This window comes from Caulobacter sp. 602-1, assembly GCF_003931565.1.
In the GTDB taxonomy this organism is placed as follows: domain Bacteria; phylum Pseudomonadota; class Alphaproteobacteria; order Caulobacterales; family Caulobacteraceae; genus Caulobacter.
On the sequence record NZ_RRYI01000003.1, the window covers coordinates 58,977 to 73,137 of the forward strand.

Sequence of the window (14,161 nt, forward strand, 5' to 3'; positions counted from 1 at the left end):
CCGGGGGGCGGACGACCGCGAAGCGGTCAGGCGGGGGCCAGTAAGCCTACCCCTCCTTCAGCGCCTCGACGCCGCCGCCGGCGGCGGGCGTCACGACGAAGCGCTTGAGCACGCTGGTCTCGTATTTCGGCTCCAGGATGGTCGAGACCGCCACCAGGTCGCCCGTCGCCTTGCCATGCTCCAGGGTCAGCAGCACGAAGCCCTTGGCGCTGGGGTGGCTGTAGCGGACTTCCTTGTTGCGCTGGACAAAGGCCTCGCCGATCGGCGCGCCGGGCATCAGGTCGCCATAGCCGGGCGAGGTGATCGAGGTCGCGCCGAACTCGACGGCCACGCGTTTGTCGCCGCCGTCGTTCCACAGCTCGTTGGCCCAGAACATGTGGCTGTCGCCGGCCAGAACGATCGGCCGGGCCTGGGCGGCGGTGAAGATGTCGTAGACCCGCTGGCGATCGGCCGGATAGCCGTCCCAGGCGTCCAGGTTCGACGGAATCTCATAGGCCGACATCGCCACCGACTGGGCGACGCGCTTCCTGGCGTAGTCGGGCAGCTTGGCGACCAGAGCGTCGAACTTCTCCTCGCCCATCGTCTTCTGCAGGTTGGGCGTGGCGACACGGGCCATGACCACCTGGTTGCCCAGCACCTGCCAGGCCGTGCCGGCCTTGACCGAGGCGCCGACCTGACCGGCCAGCCACCGCTCCTGATCCTGGCCCATCATCCGGCGCGAGGGATCCTTCCACTTGGCGACGAAGGCGGCGACATCGGGCTTGCCGTCGACGATCGGCAGGTCGGTCTCGTAGTCGAGCTGCTGGCTGCGCGCGGTCAGACGCGTCTCGGTCATCAGCAGGGTGACGACGTCGCCGAACTGGAAGTCGCGCCAGGCCGCTTCGGGCAGGGCGCCCGCCGAAGGCTCACGGATCGGCATCCACTCATAATAAGCCTTCAGGGCCGCGGCCTTGCGGGTCGCCCAGTCCCCCTCGGTCTTGGGCGTGTGGTTCTCGGCCCCGCCGATCCAGCTGTCGTTGGCGGTCTCGTGGTCGTCCCAGACGACGATCCACGGCGCGCGAGCGTGGGCCGCCTGCAGCATGGGGTCGGTCTTGTAGATGCGGTGACGGCGCCGATAGTCGTCCAGGGTGACGATCTCGTGCGGCGGGTCGGGCATGCGCGTCTTGGCGGTCGGCGAGTTCATGCCGTAGTCGCCGGGCGCGGCGCCGTACTCGTAGATGTAGTCGCCCAGGTGCAGCACCGCATCGACGCGCGGCAGCTTGGCGATCGCGTCATAGGCGTTGAAATAGCCGTTCGGATAGAGGCTGCACGAGGCCACCGCCAGGACCACGTCCTTGGTCGCGCCGGTCGGCAGCGTGCGGGTGCGGCCGACCACCGCCTCGCCGACCGGCTGGCCCGCGCGGCTGGCGCGGAAGCGGTAGTGATACTCGGTCCCCGGCTTCAGCCCCGTCACGTCGACCTTGACCGTATGGTCGCGTCCGGCGTCGGTGGTGGCGTGACCCTGACGGACGATGGTCTTGAAGTCCGGATCGTTGGCCACGTCCCAACGCACGCCCACGGGCAGCTTGGCGCCCGGCGCGGTCACCCGCGTCCACAGGATCACGCGGTCCTGCAGCGGATCGCCCGAGGCCACGCCGTGGTCGAAGCTGACCGGGCCATCGTGCAGGCCCTTGACGGTGGCGGCGGCGGCCTCGCCGGCGGCGGCGCCCGACAGGCCCAGCAGGCCCAGAACCTTGCGGCGGTCGATGGTCATGATGTGCTCTCCCCAGACACGGCGGCACGAGACAACGAAAGGAGGAGGCTGTCGAGCAACCTCAAATCCGACCTCCCCGGCATTCGCCCGGGGAAGGTCGGACGGCGGCGTTTAGTGGCGGAACGTGACGCCCACGCCCATGAAGCGCGGCTTGCCGGCGATGAAGGTCGGGATGCCGAAGCTGTCGCCCGTGTTGCCCGCGTCCTTCAGGTACTTCTGGTCGGTGAGGTTCTCGACGAAGGCCTCGACCTTCCAGCGGTCGTCCGCGGCGCCGAAGCCGACGCGGACGTTCAGCAGGCCGTAGGCGTTCTGGTACTCGTCGACCGTGGTGTCGGGGAACAGGCCCCCCGACTGCAGGTCCGAGCGGTCGTTGTCGTCGTCGAAGAACATCTTCGAGCGCCAGGTGTAGGTCGGGGTGAAGGTCAGCTTGCCGCCCAACGCCTCGTGGCTGAAGGCCGCGCCCACCGAGAAGGTGCTGTCCGGCGACAGGCGGAAATGGTTGCCCTCGCGCAGACCGGTCTTCAGGCGGGCGTGGTTGTAGCCGTAGGTCGCGAACAGGGTCCAGTAGTCGTCGGCCTGGACGCGGGCCTCGCCCTCGAAGCCGTAGGCCTTGGCCTTGCCGGCGTTCAGGGTCACGACCTGCGCGCCCTGGCGGAAGCTGGTGGCGAAGTTGTCGTAGTCGTAGTGGAACACCGCGCCCGACAGGAACACGCGACCGCCGGCCAGCTTGGCCTTGGCGCCGCCCTCGACGCTGTTGACCTCTTCGGCGGCGACCACGTTGAAGCGCGCCGAACCCAGAGGCGTGGCCGGAGCGCTGGTCGAGATCACATCCGGGCGACGGCCGCGGGCGTAGGAGGCGTAGAAGCTCAGGTCTTCCGAAGCGGCGTAACGACCGACCAGGCGCCAGGTCAGGCCGCTGTCGTCGATCTTCTTGCTGAAGCGGTCGCCGTTGTTCGCCGTCGGCTGGGTGATCAGGCCGACCATCGGCAGGGCCGGATTGTTCACCGCGTTCGGTTGGGCGGCCAGGAACAGGTTGGTCGGGGTCGGGGCGGCCAGCAGGATGCCCAGGATCGAACGGCCGTTGTCGACGCTCGAGGCGTAGGCGGCCTCGCGGTCTTCGCTGGTGTAGCGGATGCCGGCCGTGATCTCGAACTTGTCGGTCAGCTTGAAAGTGCCGTCGGCATAGACGTCATAGGCGGTGTTCTCGCTGTAGTTGGCGAAGGTCTCGCGGTGGATCGGCTTCAGGTTCGAGACGATCCCCGGCGCGATGGCGCTCGGAATGCCGAAGCCCAGTTGCAGCACCTGCGCCAGATAGGCCGGGTTGGTCAGCACGGCCAGAGGCTGCGGGTTCGGACGGCTGATGCCCAGGGGCGTGTTCCCGGCCAGCAGCGCGAGCACCAGGCGCTCGTCATACTGTCCCGGAATCCGCCACGAACCGGTCTCGTGGAAGTAGTTGCCGCCGACGAAGCCCGAGAAGCGGCCGCCGTCGTCATAACGCAGGCGCAGTTCCTGGCTCTGCTGACGGCCCTTGGCGTCCTCGGCGAAGGTCAGGATCGGCAGGCTCGTACCGTCCGGATCGAACACTTCGTTCGAGTGGAAGGCGCGCGTGGCGGTGATCGACGACAGGGTCAGGCTGTCGCTGAGCTTGTACTCGGCCAGGGCGGTCAGGCCGTAGACCTTGCGGTCCAGGCCCAGCGGCTTGCCGCCTTCGAAGCCCGCGCCCGGCGACAGGGTGGCGGCGGAGGCCACGCCGGTGTCGCCCAGCACCGCGCCGGTGACCGGGTTGGTCGGATTGAAGGTGTGGCTCTTGAACGAGGTGCCGGTGGTGTCGTCGACCTGGTAGTTGCCGATCAGGTCCAGCTTCAGGTTACCCGGCTCCAGGTGGTAGGCGACGCGCACGGCCTGGCTGTCGGTCGAGTTGTAGGGGTCGCCGCCAGCCGCGTCGTCGACATAGCCGTCGACCTGGCGGGTGCGGGCGGCGATGCGCAGCGCGCTGCCGTCGCCGAACGCGAAATTGACCATGGCGTCGCCGGTGAAATAGCCCCCGGTGCCGCCCTCGGCCTTCAGCGCCCAGTCGGTCTTGGCCGGGTTGGCCTTGTTCTGCACCAGGTTCACCGCGCCGATCAGGGCGCCGCGCCCGAACAGGGTCGATTGCGGGCCCTTGGCGACCTCGACCCGCTCCATGTCGAACAGCTCGACATACGAGCCGCGCGAGCGCGAGATCGACACGCCGTCCTGATAGATCGACACCCGCGCCTCGTCGGCGGACGAGCCGGAGTCGGAGGTGATGCCGCGCATCACGAAGCCGGAGTTGTTGTTCGACTGGTTTTGCACCAGGAAGCCGGGCGTGAAGGCCGACAGCTCCTCGAACGACTTGACGCCGATGGCCTCCAGGAACTTGCCCGAATAGGCGGTGACCGCGATCGGCACCTCCACCGGGTCCTGGGCGCGCTTCTGGGCGGTGATGACCAGTTCGCCCAGCTGGGTGGCCTGATCGTTGTTGGCCGGCGCCGGCGTCTCATCGGCGGCCATGGCCGGAGCGGCGATGGCCAGGGCCAGGGCCAGGATGCTGGCGGTCAACAGCGTGGTGGTGCGGAAAGCGTGCATCGAATATCCCCTCGGCGCCATACTAGACCTGGGCCGTAGGCATGGGCCGTGTCGGCGACGCGACGAGCGTGTGACGGAGTGATGAAACCCCAGTGGATACAGTCGAAGATCAGCTGGATGACGACGCGCTGGACGGCGATGCTCCCGAAGTCGGCGCCGGCGAGGCGCTGACCGCCGAGTTGCCCGACAGCCTGGCCGGCCAGCGGCTGGACAAGGTGCTGGCCCCGCTGTTCCCCGACCTGTCGCGCGCCCGTCTGCAGGCCCTGATCGGCGAGGGCCGTCTCTCCCTGGACGGCCAGCCGATCACCGACGCCGCGCGCAAGGCCAGGGCCGGGACCTACGTGCTGTCGGTGCCGCCCCCATCCCCGGCCGAGCCGGAGCCCGAGGCCATCCCGCTATCGATCCTCTACGAGGACGAGCACCTGATCGTGGTCGACAAGGCCGCAGGCATGGCCGTGCATCCGGCGCCCGGCACGCCGAACGGCACGCTGGTCAACGCCCTGCTGCACCACTGCGGCGCCAGCCTGTCGGGCATCGGCGGCGTGGCGCGGCCCGGCATCGTCCACCGCCTGGACAAGGACACGTCCGGCGTCATGGTCGCGGCCAAGAGCGACGTGGCGCATCAGGGCCTGTCGAAGCTGTTCGCCACCCACGACATCGACCGACTCTATGTCGCCCTGACGCGCGGCGCCCCATCGCCCGCGTCGGGCACGATCGACACCCAGCTTGGCCGCTCCCCCAGCGACCGCAAGAAGATGGCCGTGCTGAAGTCCGGCGGCCGCCGGGCCATCACCCACTACCGGGTCGAGGCCGCGTTCGGGCCACAGGACAAACCGCTCGCCGCCCGGGTGGCGTGCCGCCTGGAAACCGGCCGCACCCACCAGATCCGCGTCCATATGGCCAGCAAGGGCTCGCCCTGCCTGGGCGATCCCGTCTACGGCGCAAGCCAGGCGGCGGGACCTGTCCGCGAGCAGGTCGCGGCGGCGGGCCTGAAGCGCCAGGCGCTGCACGCGGCGCTGCTGGGTTTCGTCCATCCGGTGACCGGCCAGGCCCTGCGCTTCGAGACCCCCCTGCCCCCGGACATGGCGGCGCTGGAGGCGGGACTGGAAACGCTCTGAACCCGGCCCATATTCACAAGGCGGGTTAAACTTGCGCCCCGGCAACAAAAGCGCCCTAATTGCGCTGGCTTACCGGTCTAGTTCTTGGGCGGTCCAGTTTATCGGCCGGGTCATGTTGGAGCGTCCCATGCGGCATCATCTCGCGACTATCGCCCTGACCGCCGCGAGCATGAGCGCCGCCGTTCTCGCTGGCCCCGCTTTCGCGAGCGAGGACGACGAGGTCATCGCCACCGCCCAGGCCAAGCCCTCGGCCCAGGCCCTGACCGCCACGGCGCCGGCCGCTCCGGCGGCGCCGGCGCCGGTCAGGCAGCTGACCACCCAGGAACAGATCGCCGCCTTCATCGCCGCCAATCCCGGCCCCGAGGTCGACGACGGCCCGCGCGGCCTGCTGCCCGCCGATCGTGACGCGGACGGCAAACGCAAGGTCCACGGCTCGATGGGCGTGTCGGTCGGCACCGGCGGCTATCGCAGCGTCTACGCCACGGGCCTGTTCCCGGTCGGCGAGAACACCACGGTCGGGGTCGCCGTCTCCAAGACCGACTTCGGCAAGCACGGCGGCGGCTGGTATGATCCCTATTATGGCGGCGGCTATGGCCCCGGGTACGGGTACGGCGGCGGCTATGGCTACGGCCCGGGCTATGGCCGCGCGCGCGGCGGCGAGAGCCAGTCGGTCGCCCTGTCGATCGTCACCGGCAACCGGCGCGGCGGTTCCGACACGCCCGACGGCTGCGCGCCCGGCTTCCGCGACGGCGGTCGCTATGTCGAGCCGATGTGGGTCGCGGGCATGCGTGACGGGAGCCACCCCTGCGCCGCGGCTGACGGACGTTAGGCGAGCCCGCACCAGACACCTCGAAATCGCCAAAAGTCGTATCGCCGTTCGCGGATGTTTAACGGCTTGGCCGCCATGGTGCCGGCCTCGGGCGTCTGAGGCAGATTGATGCAGCCGGAAATCATCGCATACCACCATCCCGCGACGGGGACGGTGACCTATCTGATCGTCGATCCCGCCACCTATCTCTGCGCCATTGTCGATCCGGTCCTGGACTTCGATCCCGTCACCGAGGCGGTGGACGCCAGCTTCATCAACCGGATCATCGCCGAAATCCGCGCCCGCGACCTGGGCCCGACCTGGATCCTGGAGACCGGCCTTCACGCCGGTCACGTGTCGGCCGCCGGTCATCTGAAATACGAGACCGGCGCGTCGATCTGCATCGGCGCCAAGGTGGTCGACAGCCTCAAGCGCCTGGCTCCCAAGTTCGGCGAGACCATGGTCGACCTCGACGGCTGGGACTTCGACAAGCTGGCCCAGGACGGCGACAGCTTCCCGATGGGCGGCGTGGAGTTCACGCCGATCGCCCTGACCGGCCGTCTGCCCGGCGCGGTCGCCTATCTGATGGGCGACGTGCTGTTCACCGGCGATCTGATGCTCGCCCCCGCCGAGGGCGCCGGCCGCTGCGACATCCCCGGCGCCGACGCCGGCAGGACCTGGGACGACGCGCGCAAGTTCCTCAAGCTGCCGCCGCGAACCCGCATCCTGCCCGGCGTCTGCGCCTCGGCGGTCTGCGAATCGACCGTGGCCGAGGAGAAGGCCGGCAACATTCAGCTGAACGACAAGATCGACCGGCTGGACTTCATCGCCCTGCGCACCGCCGCCGACGCCATCCTGCCCGACCCGGTGCTGGCCTCGGCCGCCCTGCGCGTGGCCATTCGCTCCGGCAAGCTGCCGCCGCAGCCCGAGAGCGGCCCGCGCTTCCCGCCGGTCGACATCACCAAGCTCTAGGGTTTCTTTTCCGAACGGACTTGCGCCAGGATCGCGCGCCGCGCATATGGTTCGCACGCGAAGCATATGGAGCAAGCCGCCATGGCCGAGGATTTCAGCGCCGCCCTGACCGCCGGCCAGGCCGGCTTCCTGCCCGACCTTCTGGGCCTGGAGTGGCGGGTGGCCATGCCGGGCCACGTCAAGGGCCGCTTCGACGTCGACAAGCGCCACATGGCCCCCAACGGCTTCCTGCACGCGGCCAGCGTCATCGCCCTGGCCGACTCGGCGTCGGGATACGGCTGCATGATCTCCCTGCCCGAGGGCGGAACCAGCTTCACCACGATCGAACTGAAGTCGAACTTCCTGGGCACCGCCCGCGACGGCGGCGTGGCGGTGGAAGCCAAGCTGGTCCACGGCGGCAAGACCACCCAGGTCTGGGACGCCGTGGTGACCGCCGAGGCCACCGGAAAAACCATCGCTCTTTTCCGCTGCACCCAGATGATTCTGCGACCAAAAGGCTGACCGCGAAAAACCTGGGAAGAAGGGCTTGCGTCCCGGCGGCGACGCCGCTAGGTATCGCGCCCTCGACCTCGGGCGGTTCCAAAACCGCTCGGAACGGCGGCCTGGAGAGGTGGCAGAGTGGTCGAATGTACCGCACTCGAAATGCGGCGTGCCTGGAAGGGCACCGTGGGTTCGAATCCCACCCTCTCCGCCACCACCCCATCCCAGTCAGTGCCAGAACGCCCCCGGGCGTCCCGCAAATCCCTGAACCATAAGGGATAATCGCGAAAACGTGTTTCGACACGTCTCACGCGATCCAACACGCTCCGAGTCTCATTCGTGGGACGAAGTGTGGGACAAAATGGCCCGACTTTGGGAACGCCTGACGGCGCTGCAGGTCAAAAGGACGACACGGCCGGGAATGCACCCGGACGGTGGCGGCCTCTATCTGATGGTCCAGAAGGGCGGCGGTAAGTCCTGGGTCTATCGCTACATGCTGCAGGGCCGCGCCCGCGAGATGGGACTAGGTCCGGCCCATACGATCAGCTTGTCGGAAGCGCGCGCAATGGCGCGAGACGCCCGCCGCCTCAAGTTCGACGGCATCGACCCGATCGAGCAACGCCAACTGGCCCGCACCCGCAGCACGTTGGAAGCCGCCAAAGGCTTTACGTTCAAGCAGGCAGCGTTAGCGTACATCCGCGCGAACAAGGCCGGTTGGCGCAATGAAAAGCACGCCCAGCAATGGGAGAGCACGCTGACGACCTACGCCGATCCAATCTTCGGAAGTCGCGGCGTCTCGGATATCGACACCGGCATGGTCCTGGCCGTCCTTGAACCGATCTGGTCCACAAAGCCCGAGACCGCCAGCCGCGTGCGAGGACGCGTTGAGGCGGTGCTCGATTGGGCGACCGCCAGAGGGCTGCGCGAAGGCGAGAACCCGGCGCGCTGGAAGGGGCACCTTGAAAAGCTGCTGCCGGCGAAGTCGCGCGTCCATAAGGTCGAACATCACGCCGCCCTGCCCTACGCCGAGTTGAGCGCCTTCATGGCTGCGCTGAAGGACCAACCCGGCGCCGGGGCGCGGGCTCTTGAGTTCACGATCCTCACCGCCGCCCGCACCGGAGAGGTCATCGGCGCCGAATGGAACGAGATTGATCTCGGCGGCCGTGTCTGGATTATCCCGGCCGACCGAATGAAGGGGCGTAAGGAACACCGCGTTCCACTCACGGCGCCCTTGATAGAGATCCTTGAAGGACGGAAGGCGGACTACGCCGCCGTGATCCGGCGCGTTCTCGAATCCAAAAGGCAGCCCATTCCAGACGAAATACCGCCCGTCGGCCCCCTCTTCTGGGGCACGCTGTTTGGTAAGAAGCTGAGCAACATGGCGATGCTGGCGGTGCTGAAGCGAATGAAGCGCGAAGACCTCACCGCCCACGGTTTCCGCAGCACCTTCCGCGATTGGGCCGCCGAGACCACCGAGTATCGAAGCGAGATTGTCGAGATGGCCCTCGCCCACACGATCGGCAACAAGGTCGAGGCCGCCTATCGGCGTGGCGATCTGTTCGAAAAGCGTCGGTTGCTCATGGAGGACTGGGCAGTCGCTACAGGCCGCGCACAGCGAGGGACAAAGCCCACTCCAGACGCACAAGGCGGGTCGGAAGTTCGCTCCGCCTAAGGAAAGTCCTGCTCTATCCGGCGCGCTGGGCCGGTGGTTCCGCTATCCAGCGACTGATGGTGGACGCGCCGGGTAATACCCGATCTGATGCCAGGCGTCCGTCATTTATCCGTATACAGATGCTCCGCCTTGGGAACGTGTTTTGATGGCGCATCGTCGCCCCGTTTTCCGCTTGCCGTCGACCCATGCCAAGGCAGGCGGCTGGGTTGCGAGCCCGCTTCAGCGGTGTCGATCACCGCCGCATGAATCCCTAAGCAGCCTTCAGACCGGCCGCAGAGACATCCTGCCATTTTTGATCTTCGCGGCCGATCATGCCTGCGCGCCTGTTCAGCTTGCGGCGAGCGCGTGGCGGGTTTTGGGATAATAGTCGCGCTCACGGATCTTGAGGTTCAGGCCAAGGGTCTCGACGAGCTGCTCGGTCTCCCGGCCGATCAGATCATCAAAGTCCTTCAACCGCTGGCGAGGCAAATCCAGACTCGCCCGTTCGAGGGCTGTGATCATCGGGACGGCGACGCGGTCGATAAAGCGAAGGGCCGCCCCGCGCGAAAAACCGAACGTGGCGAAGAAAGCCAAAAGGTCGTTGGCGGTGATCTTGTCCGGATGATCGGCCCCGCCGATGTTGAAGGCCAGCTGATCGTTGAAATCCAGATTCATCCGGCTGGGCAGCAGATCATAGAGCGGCGCCAGCGACGGCGCGCCGCCATGCCGATAGATCAGGCCGTGATTCTTGGCGTGATTGTCTGTGTTGCCGATCAGAAGATTGAAGATCGTCGCCGAAAGAAAGGCCTCGCGCGCCAACGCCGGAGCGGTCGTCTGCTTGAGCAGTGTGGCGATGGCGGCGCTGTCGAACACGCGCCCGGCCCCGCCATTGCGTTGATACTTCAGTGTCGCCGGCAGGCCGAGCGCCTGGGCGAAGTCTTCCTGGTGTAGCCGATAGACGACCCCATCGCGCACGACACGGTCGAACCGCTCGATGAGCAAGACCTCGACGCCATCGATGACCAAGGCTTTGGGAACCGAAACCTCCAAACCTACCGACTGGGCGAGATGCGCGGCGGCCTCCTCCAACCGCGCGTCGCGACCCAGACGGGTTTCGGGAACCTTGAGGATGTGGGTGGTCGGAACTTTCTTGCCCGCCTTGGGCGTTGCGAAGCCCTGCGCCGTGTGGGTCAGAGCAATCTTCCGCTGCACCCCGGCCACTGGCGAAGGGTCGCGCACGGCGTCGGGCAGCCGCTGCTTCTCTGCCAGACTATGGACAATTGCCGCGACCGCTTCCGGCGATAGCAATTCATAGTCTTCGGCCAAAACCCCGGGAACCTTGATAGGGTCTGCGCCAACGGGCAGGCAGGAGATCGCGCCCGAACAATCGGCGCCCAGGTGGCTCAGCAATCCGACAATGTCGTCGCGCGCCAGACCTTCGCGGTCCATCACGCGCTGCATCTGATCGTTCTCAGGCAAAAGGTTGTCGAAGAAGGCGCGGGTGGCGACATCGCCGAAGTCCACCTGCTCGACCGGCATCGACAGCGACAGCGGCGGCCCGCCGGCCGCGACGTAGCGATCGTCATAGGCAAAGCTGATGGCGTGGTTCGCGTCGGAGGCGAGGTAGCCGGCCGGCAGTGCAAAGCCGTCCATGCGGACGACCAGGCCCATAGGATCGCTCATCGCCGCGCCGCCAGCAGATCAACGCCGGCCGCCGAGCACACCGCCATCACTTTTCCCAGTTCCAGCGTGGGCTTGCCGTTTTCCAGTTCGGACAAGAAGCGTCGTCCGACGCCGGCGGCGTCGGCGAAGGCGGCTTGGGTCAGACCCATGGCCTCGCGCGCCTGACGGAGCAGCTTGCCCAAGGCGGCCGGAGAATTGACCGGCATCGGCCCCGACGGCGACTCACTGGTCGGTTGCGTCGACAATCGCCCGAGGCGGGCAGCCGGCGCCACAGGCTCAAGAGCCGTATCCACTGAGCGTCCGACTGCGGTAAGGCCAAGACTGCGCTCCACGGCGTTGTCTGCAGGGAGGCCGGCGACGCCTCCGGCCATGCGCGCCTCCAGCGCTTGGGCATTCGGGTCTCGTCCCCCGACCATGAGGGCATCGGCCTGAGAACGGCTAGCCTCGCTCATGGACTTGCGGAGGTCTCTACCCGAGACGCCAGCCAAACCTCCGATGTCCAGAGCTTTGCTTGCCAGCGAGCCACCCATCGCCAATTTCATGGCCTGCGCGGCGGACGTCACGTCGCCGCCCATTGCCTTGGGGTTGAAACTTTTCTCGGATTTATCGCTGCCAGCCATTTCCTAGATCCCGTTCGGGAACATAAAGCGTCCTTCGAGCGCTGATGTCAATGCAAGCTCCCGTTCGGGAACGCGCCGATGCTCCCATACGGGAATAAATGGCAGAGCGTTGCGCTGATCTGCCGCGAAAAGTCCCGCACGGGAGCGCGGCTGGGAAGATACCTAGAGCGACGCCGAGATCATCGGCATCGACCTGCCGGTCGCAACCCGCCGCTCTGCCAAGCGCCGCAGAGCCTAATCCTCCACGGCCGGACACCGCACGCGAGATGCTCAGCGAGCTTGCAGCCATAGTCCGGGTAGCCCACGTGCGTCGCTCTCGCGGCCCGAGGCTGTCACCTCATAGCCTTCGTCCGTCAACCACATCACCAGTTCGGCCTTGAGTTTCGATCGCAGCGCGCCAGAAGCAATGTCGCTGCGGCGTGTGACGCCAGCAGGGGCCGGCCGCAGCGCCGCCGGCGAAACGACGGGGCAGTACAGTGGCGCTGGGAGACGCCCGTATCGTCCAGCGCCCCCTCAACTGGCAATACGGAAGGCGATGACCGGCAAGTCGCTCATCCGAAGCGTTTCCGCCTTTACGGGAACGGGACCCCGCTCGAACAGGGCTTTGAGATCATCCGGAGTCGGCTGCACGCCGAGCACGATAGCTTGCACGATGGGCCCCTCTTTCAGGCGGATGTGGCCGTAGACATAGGGCGCGATCGCATCAAATCGCGGATGACAGGCGGGCGATATGTTGTGGGTCGCCAGCAGAAGCGTCCCATCGCCGCTCAGCTCGGTCGGTTCAACCTCCCAACTCCCGCAATGCTCACAGCAGCCGGTCGGCGGGAAAGTGTAGCCCTGGCATGACTTGCAGAGGGTTGCCAGGAAGACGTTCCTGGCCAGCCCTTCGTAATACGAACGAAGAGCGCTGGGTTTTTCCGCGACATTCGACATGTCAAATGCCCCCAAGGACGATAACGGTGCTGATCATGGCGTATCCGTGCGTGTGAATGACGGAGATTTCAGGCGGCTTCGCGATCTGTCTTGGCCCCGCCTTGCCGCGCATTTGCAGGACGGCCTCGTAAGTATCTGTCCCCGCGCTCGCCCCCCATGCATGGCCAAAGGCGTGGCGGCCGCCGTGGGTTGACATAGGACGGTCGCCGTCAAAGCGCAGGCGGCCTTCTCTCGCGGCCTCCAGCCCTTTTCCGCGCTCCAGATAGCCGATCGTCTCTGCGGTGCAGATGCCGGAGATGTGCGAGCAATCGTGGGTGTGCAGGTAGTCGATGTCGGCGGCCGTGATGCTGGCCATATCGAAGGCGCTGTCGATCGCCCGCTTATCGAACTCCCAATGGGTCGGGTCTTCGCCGTACCAAGGCAGGTCGCTATAGTTGATGCCAAACCCCTTGAGTTCGACCGGTTGCGACTTGCCGCCTTTGGCCAGGTCCGCGCGGGTGATGACCATGGCCGAGGCGCCGTCCGCCGTCGTTACCAGGCTCAGCAGCCGCGACGGCCAGGCGACAAAGGGATTGTGCGCGTCGGAGCGCCAGTATTCGTAGGGATCCGAGAAGCCTTCCCTGGCTGCGCGGTCTTCGAGCTTTTCCTGGATGTTGGCCTTGGGATTCATGGCGCCGTGCAACCGCCGTGTTCGGCAGAGTTCGAACATGCCGCGGTCGAAATCTTCGATCGAGAGGCCGTACTTGCGGCAGTAACCGAGCGCGACAAGACCATTGTAGGTCGAGAAGATGTCGTAGCCCTGCGGCACGCCATAGGCCTGATTGACCGCCATGTCGGTCCATAACCAAGTCTGCTGGTTTGAAATCGGCTCGCGCTCGTAAGGACTAAATCCCTTCACCTTGGTGCGCGTGGTCTCCAGGCCGTAGACGAGGACGGTGTCGTAGACGCCGGCCGCGACCGACATGGCGGCAAGGGCTGCGCCGACGTTGGTGGTCGAACACTGGGCCTCGAAGTGGACGCCGGCCTTGAACTGGGTTCCCGTCCATTTGGAGAGCTGGGAATAGGTGCCGGGCGCTTGCGAGCTGTGAACCATCGCATTGCCAGCGAACACGGCGTCGACATCCTGGCCAGTCAGCCCCGCATCGTCGAGGGCTTCCTTGACCGCGCTGGCCGTCAATTCCTGAATGCTCAGGCCTTTAAGGCCGGGCGTCTCGAGCAGGTCCCCAAACCGCGAGCAGCCGACACCTGAAATCACCGCGCGTTCGCGTAATCTGTTTCTCATGAACTGAATCCTCCGCCGCTGGTTGACCGCGCTGGCAAATGGCTCGTCTGAAAACACATTCGGGTCGCCGGCGAGCCCGAAGTGACACAAGAGGATCACGTGGCCGACATCGCGCTTTGATCCTCATCAAACGGCTCAGGCGCGCGCGCAGGAGCCTTCGAAAACCCGCCCGTTGGCCCCCGCAACCGGTCGCCCGGCAAGGACCTAGACTCGACACCAGCAGGGGATCGAAGCTTTCACGTTGGGCGCCTGGC

The 14,161-nt window shown here is 66.5% G+C and carries 11 protein-coding genes and 1 tRNA gene; 6 read left to right on the forward strand and 6 right to left on the reverse strand.

Annotated features, from left to right (window positions below):
* Positions 1-46 precede the first annotated feature (46 nt).
* Both EIK80_RS09310 and EIK80_RS09315 read right to left on the reverse strand, forming a co-directional pair.
* Positions 47-1,753: an alkaline phosphatase gene (locus EIK80_RS09310; RefSeq protein ID WP_125156721.1), complete on the reverse strand. Its 1,707-nt coding sequence runs from the start codon at positions 1,751-1,753 to the stop codon at positions 47-49.
* 111 nt (positions 1,754-1,864) lie between these two features.
* Entirely contained in the window at positions 1,865-4,360 is a 2,496-nt protein-coding gene (locus EIK80_RS09315) for a TonB-dependent receptor (RefSeq protein ID WP_125156722.1), read from the reverse strand.
* A 92-nt stretch (positions 4,361-4,452) separates the two neighbouring features.
* Here EIK80_RS09315 and EIK80_RS09320 point away from each other — a divergent pair, with 92 nt between their 5' ends.
* The 6 genes from EIK80_RS09320 to EIK80_RS09345 all read left to right on the forward strand — a co-directional run bounded on the left by EIK80_RS09320 (position 4,453) and on the right by EIK80_RS09345 (position 9,410).
* Positions 4,453-5,478, forward strand: coding sequence for an RluA family pseudouridine synthase (locus EIK80_RS09320; RefSeq protein ID WP_125156723.1), 1,026 nt, complete (start codon positions 4,453-4,455; stop codon positions 5,476-5,478).
* A gap of 127 nt (positions 5,479-5,605) precedes the next feature.
* Complete coding sequence (locus tag EIK80_RS09325) at positions 5,606-6,307, forward strand: hypothetical protein (protein WP_125156724.1); 702 nt, start codon at positions 5,606-5,608, stop codon at positions 6,305-6,307.
* A gap of 105 nt (positions 6,308-6,412) precedes the next feature.
* Complete coding sequence (locus EIK80_RS09330; protein ID WP_199743427.1) at positions 6,413-7,258, forward strand: MBL fold metallo-hydrolase; 846 nt, start codon at positions 6,413-6,415, stop codon at positions 7,256-7,258.
* An 81-nt stretch (positions 7,259-7,339) separates the two neighbouring features.
* Positions 7,340-7,759, forward strand: coding sequence for a PaaI family thioesterase (locus tag EIK80_RS09335; protein WP_125156726.1), 420 nt, complete (start codon positions 7,340-7,342; stop codon positions 7,757-7,759).
* Between the two features lie 103 nt (positions 7,760-7,862).
* Positions 7,863-7,952 (forward strand) — tRNA-Ser (locus EIK80_RS09340).
* A gap of 147 nt (positions 7,953-8,099) precedes the next feature.
* The gene (locus EIK80_RS09345; RefSeq protein WP_125156727.1) at positions 8,100-9,410 is read left to right on the forward strand and encodes a site-specific integrase; all 1,311 of its coding nucleotides are present in this window, start codon (positions 8,100-8,102) and stop codon (positions 9,408-9,410) included.
* Positions 9,411-9,737: 327 nt separating this feature from the next.
* Here the strand turns inward: EIK80_RS09345 and EIK80_RS09350 are convergent, their stop codons facing one another.
* The 4 genes from EIK80_RS09350 to EIK80_RS09365 all read right to left on the reverse strand — a co-directional run bounded on the left by EIK80_RS09350 (position 9,738) and on the right by EIK80_RS09365 (position 14,006).
* Positions 9,738-11,072, reverse strand: a complete 1,335-nt coding sequence (locus EIK80_RS09350; protein WP_125156728.1) for a type II toxin-antitoxin system HipA family toxin — start codon at positions 11,070-11,072, stop codon at positions 9,738-9,740.
* Complete coding sequence (locus tag EIK80_RS27005; RefSeq protein WP_370450211.1) at positions 11,069-11,692, reverse strand: helix-turn-helix transcriptional regulator; 624 nt, start codon at positions 11,690-11,692, stop codon at positions 11,069-11,071. The genes EIK80_RS09350 and EIK80_RS27005 overlap by 4 nt, the downstream gene beginning before the upstream one ends.
* A 513-nt stretch (positions 11,693-12,205) precedes the next feature.
* A complete protein-coding gene (locus tag EIK80_RS09360; RefSeq protein ID WP_125156729.1) occupies positions 12,206-12,625 on the reverse strand; it encodes a Zn-ribbon domain-containing OB-fold protein in 420 nt (139 codons plus the stop codon).
* Between the two features lies 1 nt (position 12,626).
* Positions 12,627-14,006, reverse strand: a complete 1,380-nt coding sequence (locus tag EIK80_RS09365) for a thiolase family protein (RefSeq protein ID WP_199743428.1) — start codon at positions 14,004-14,006, stop codon at positions 12,627-12,629.
* Between the last annotated feature and the right edge of the window lie 155 nt (positions 14,007-14,161).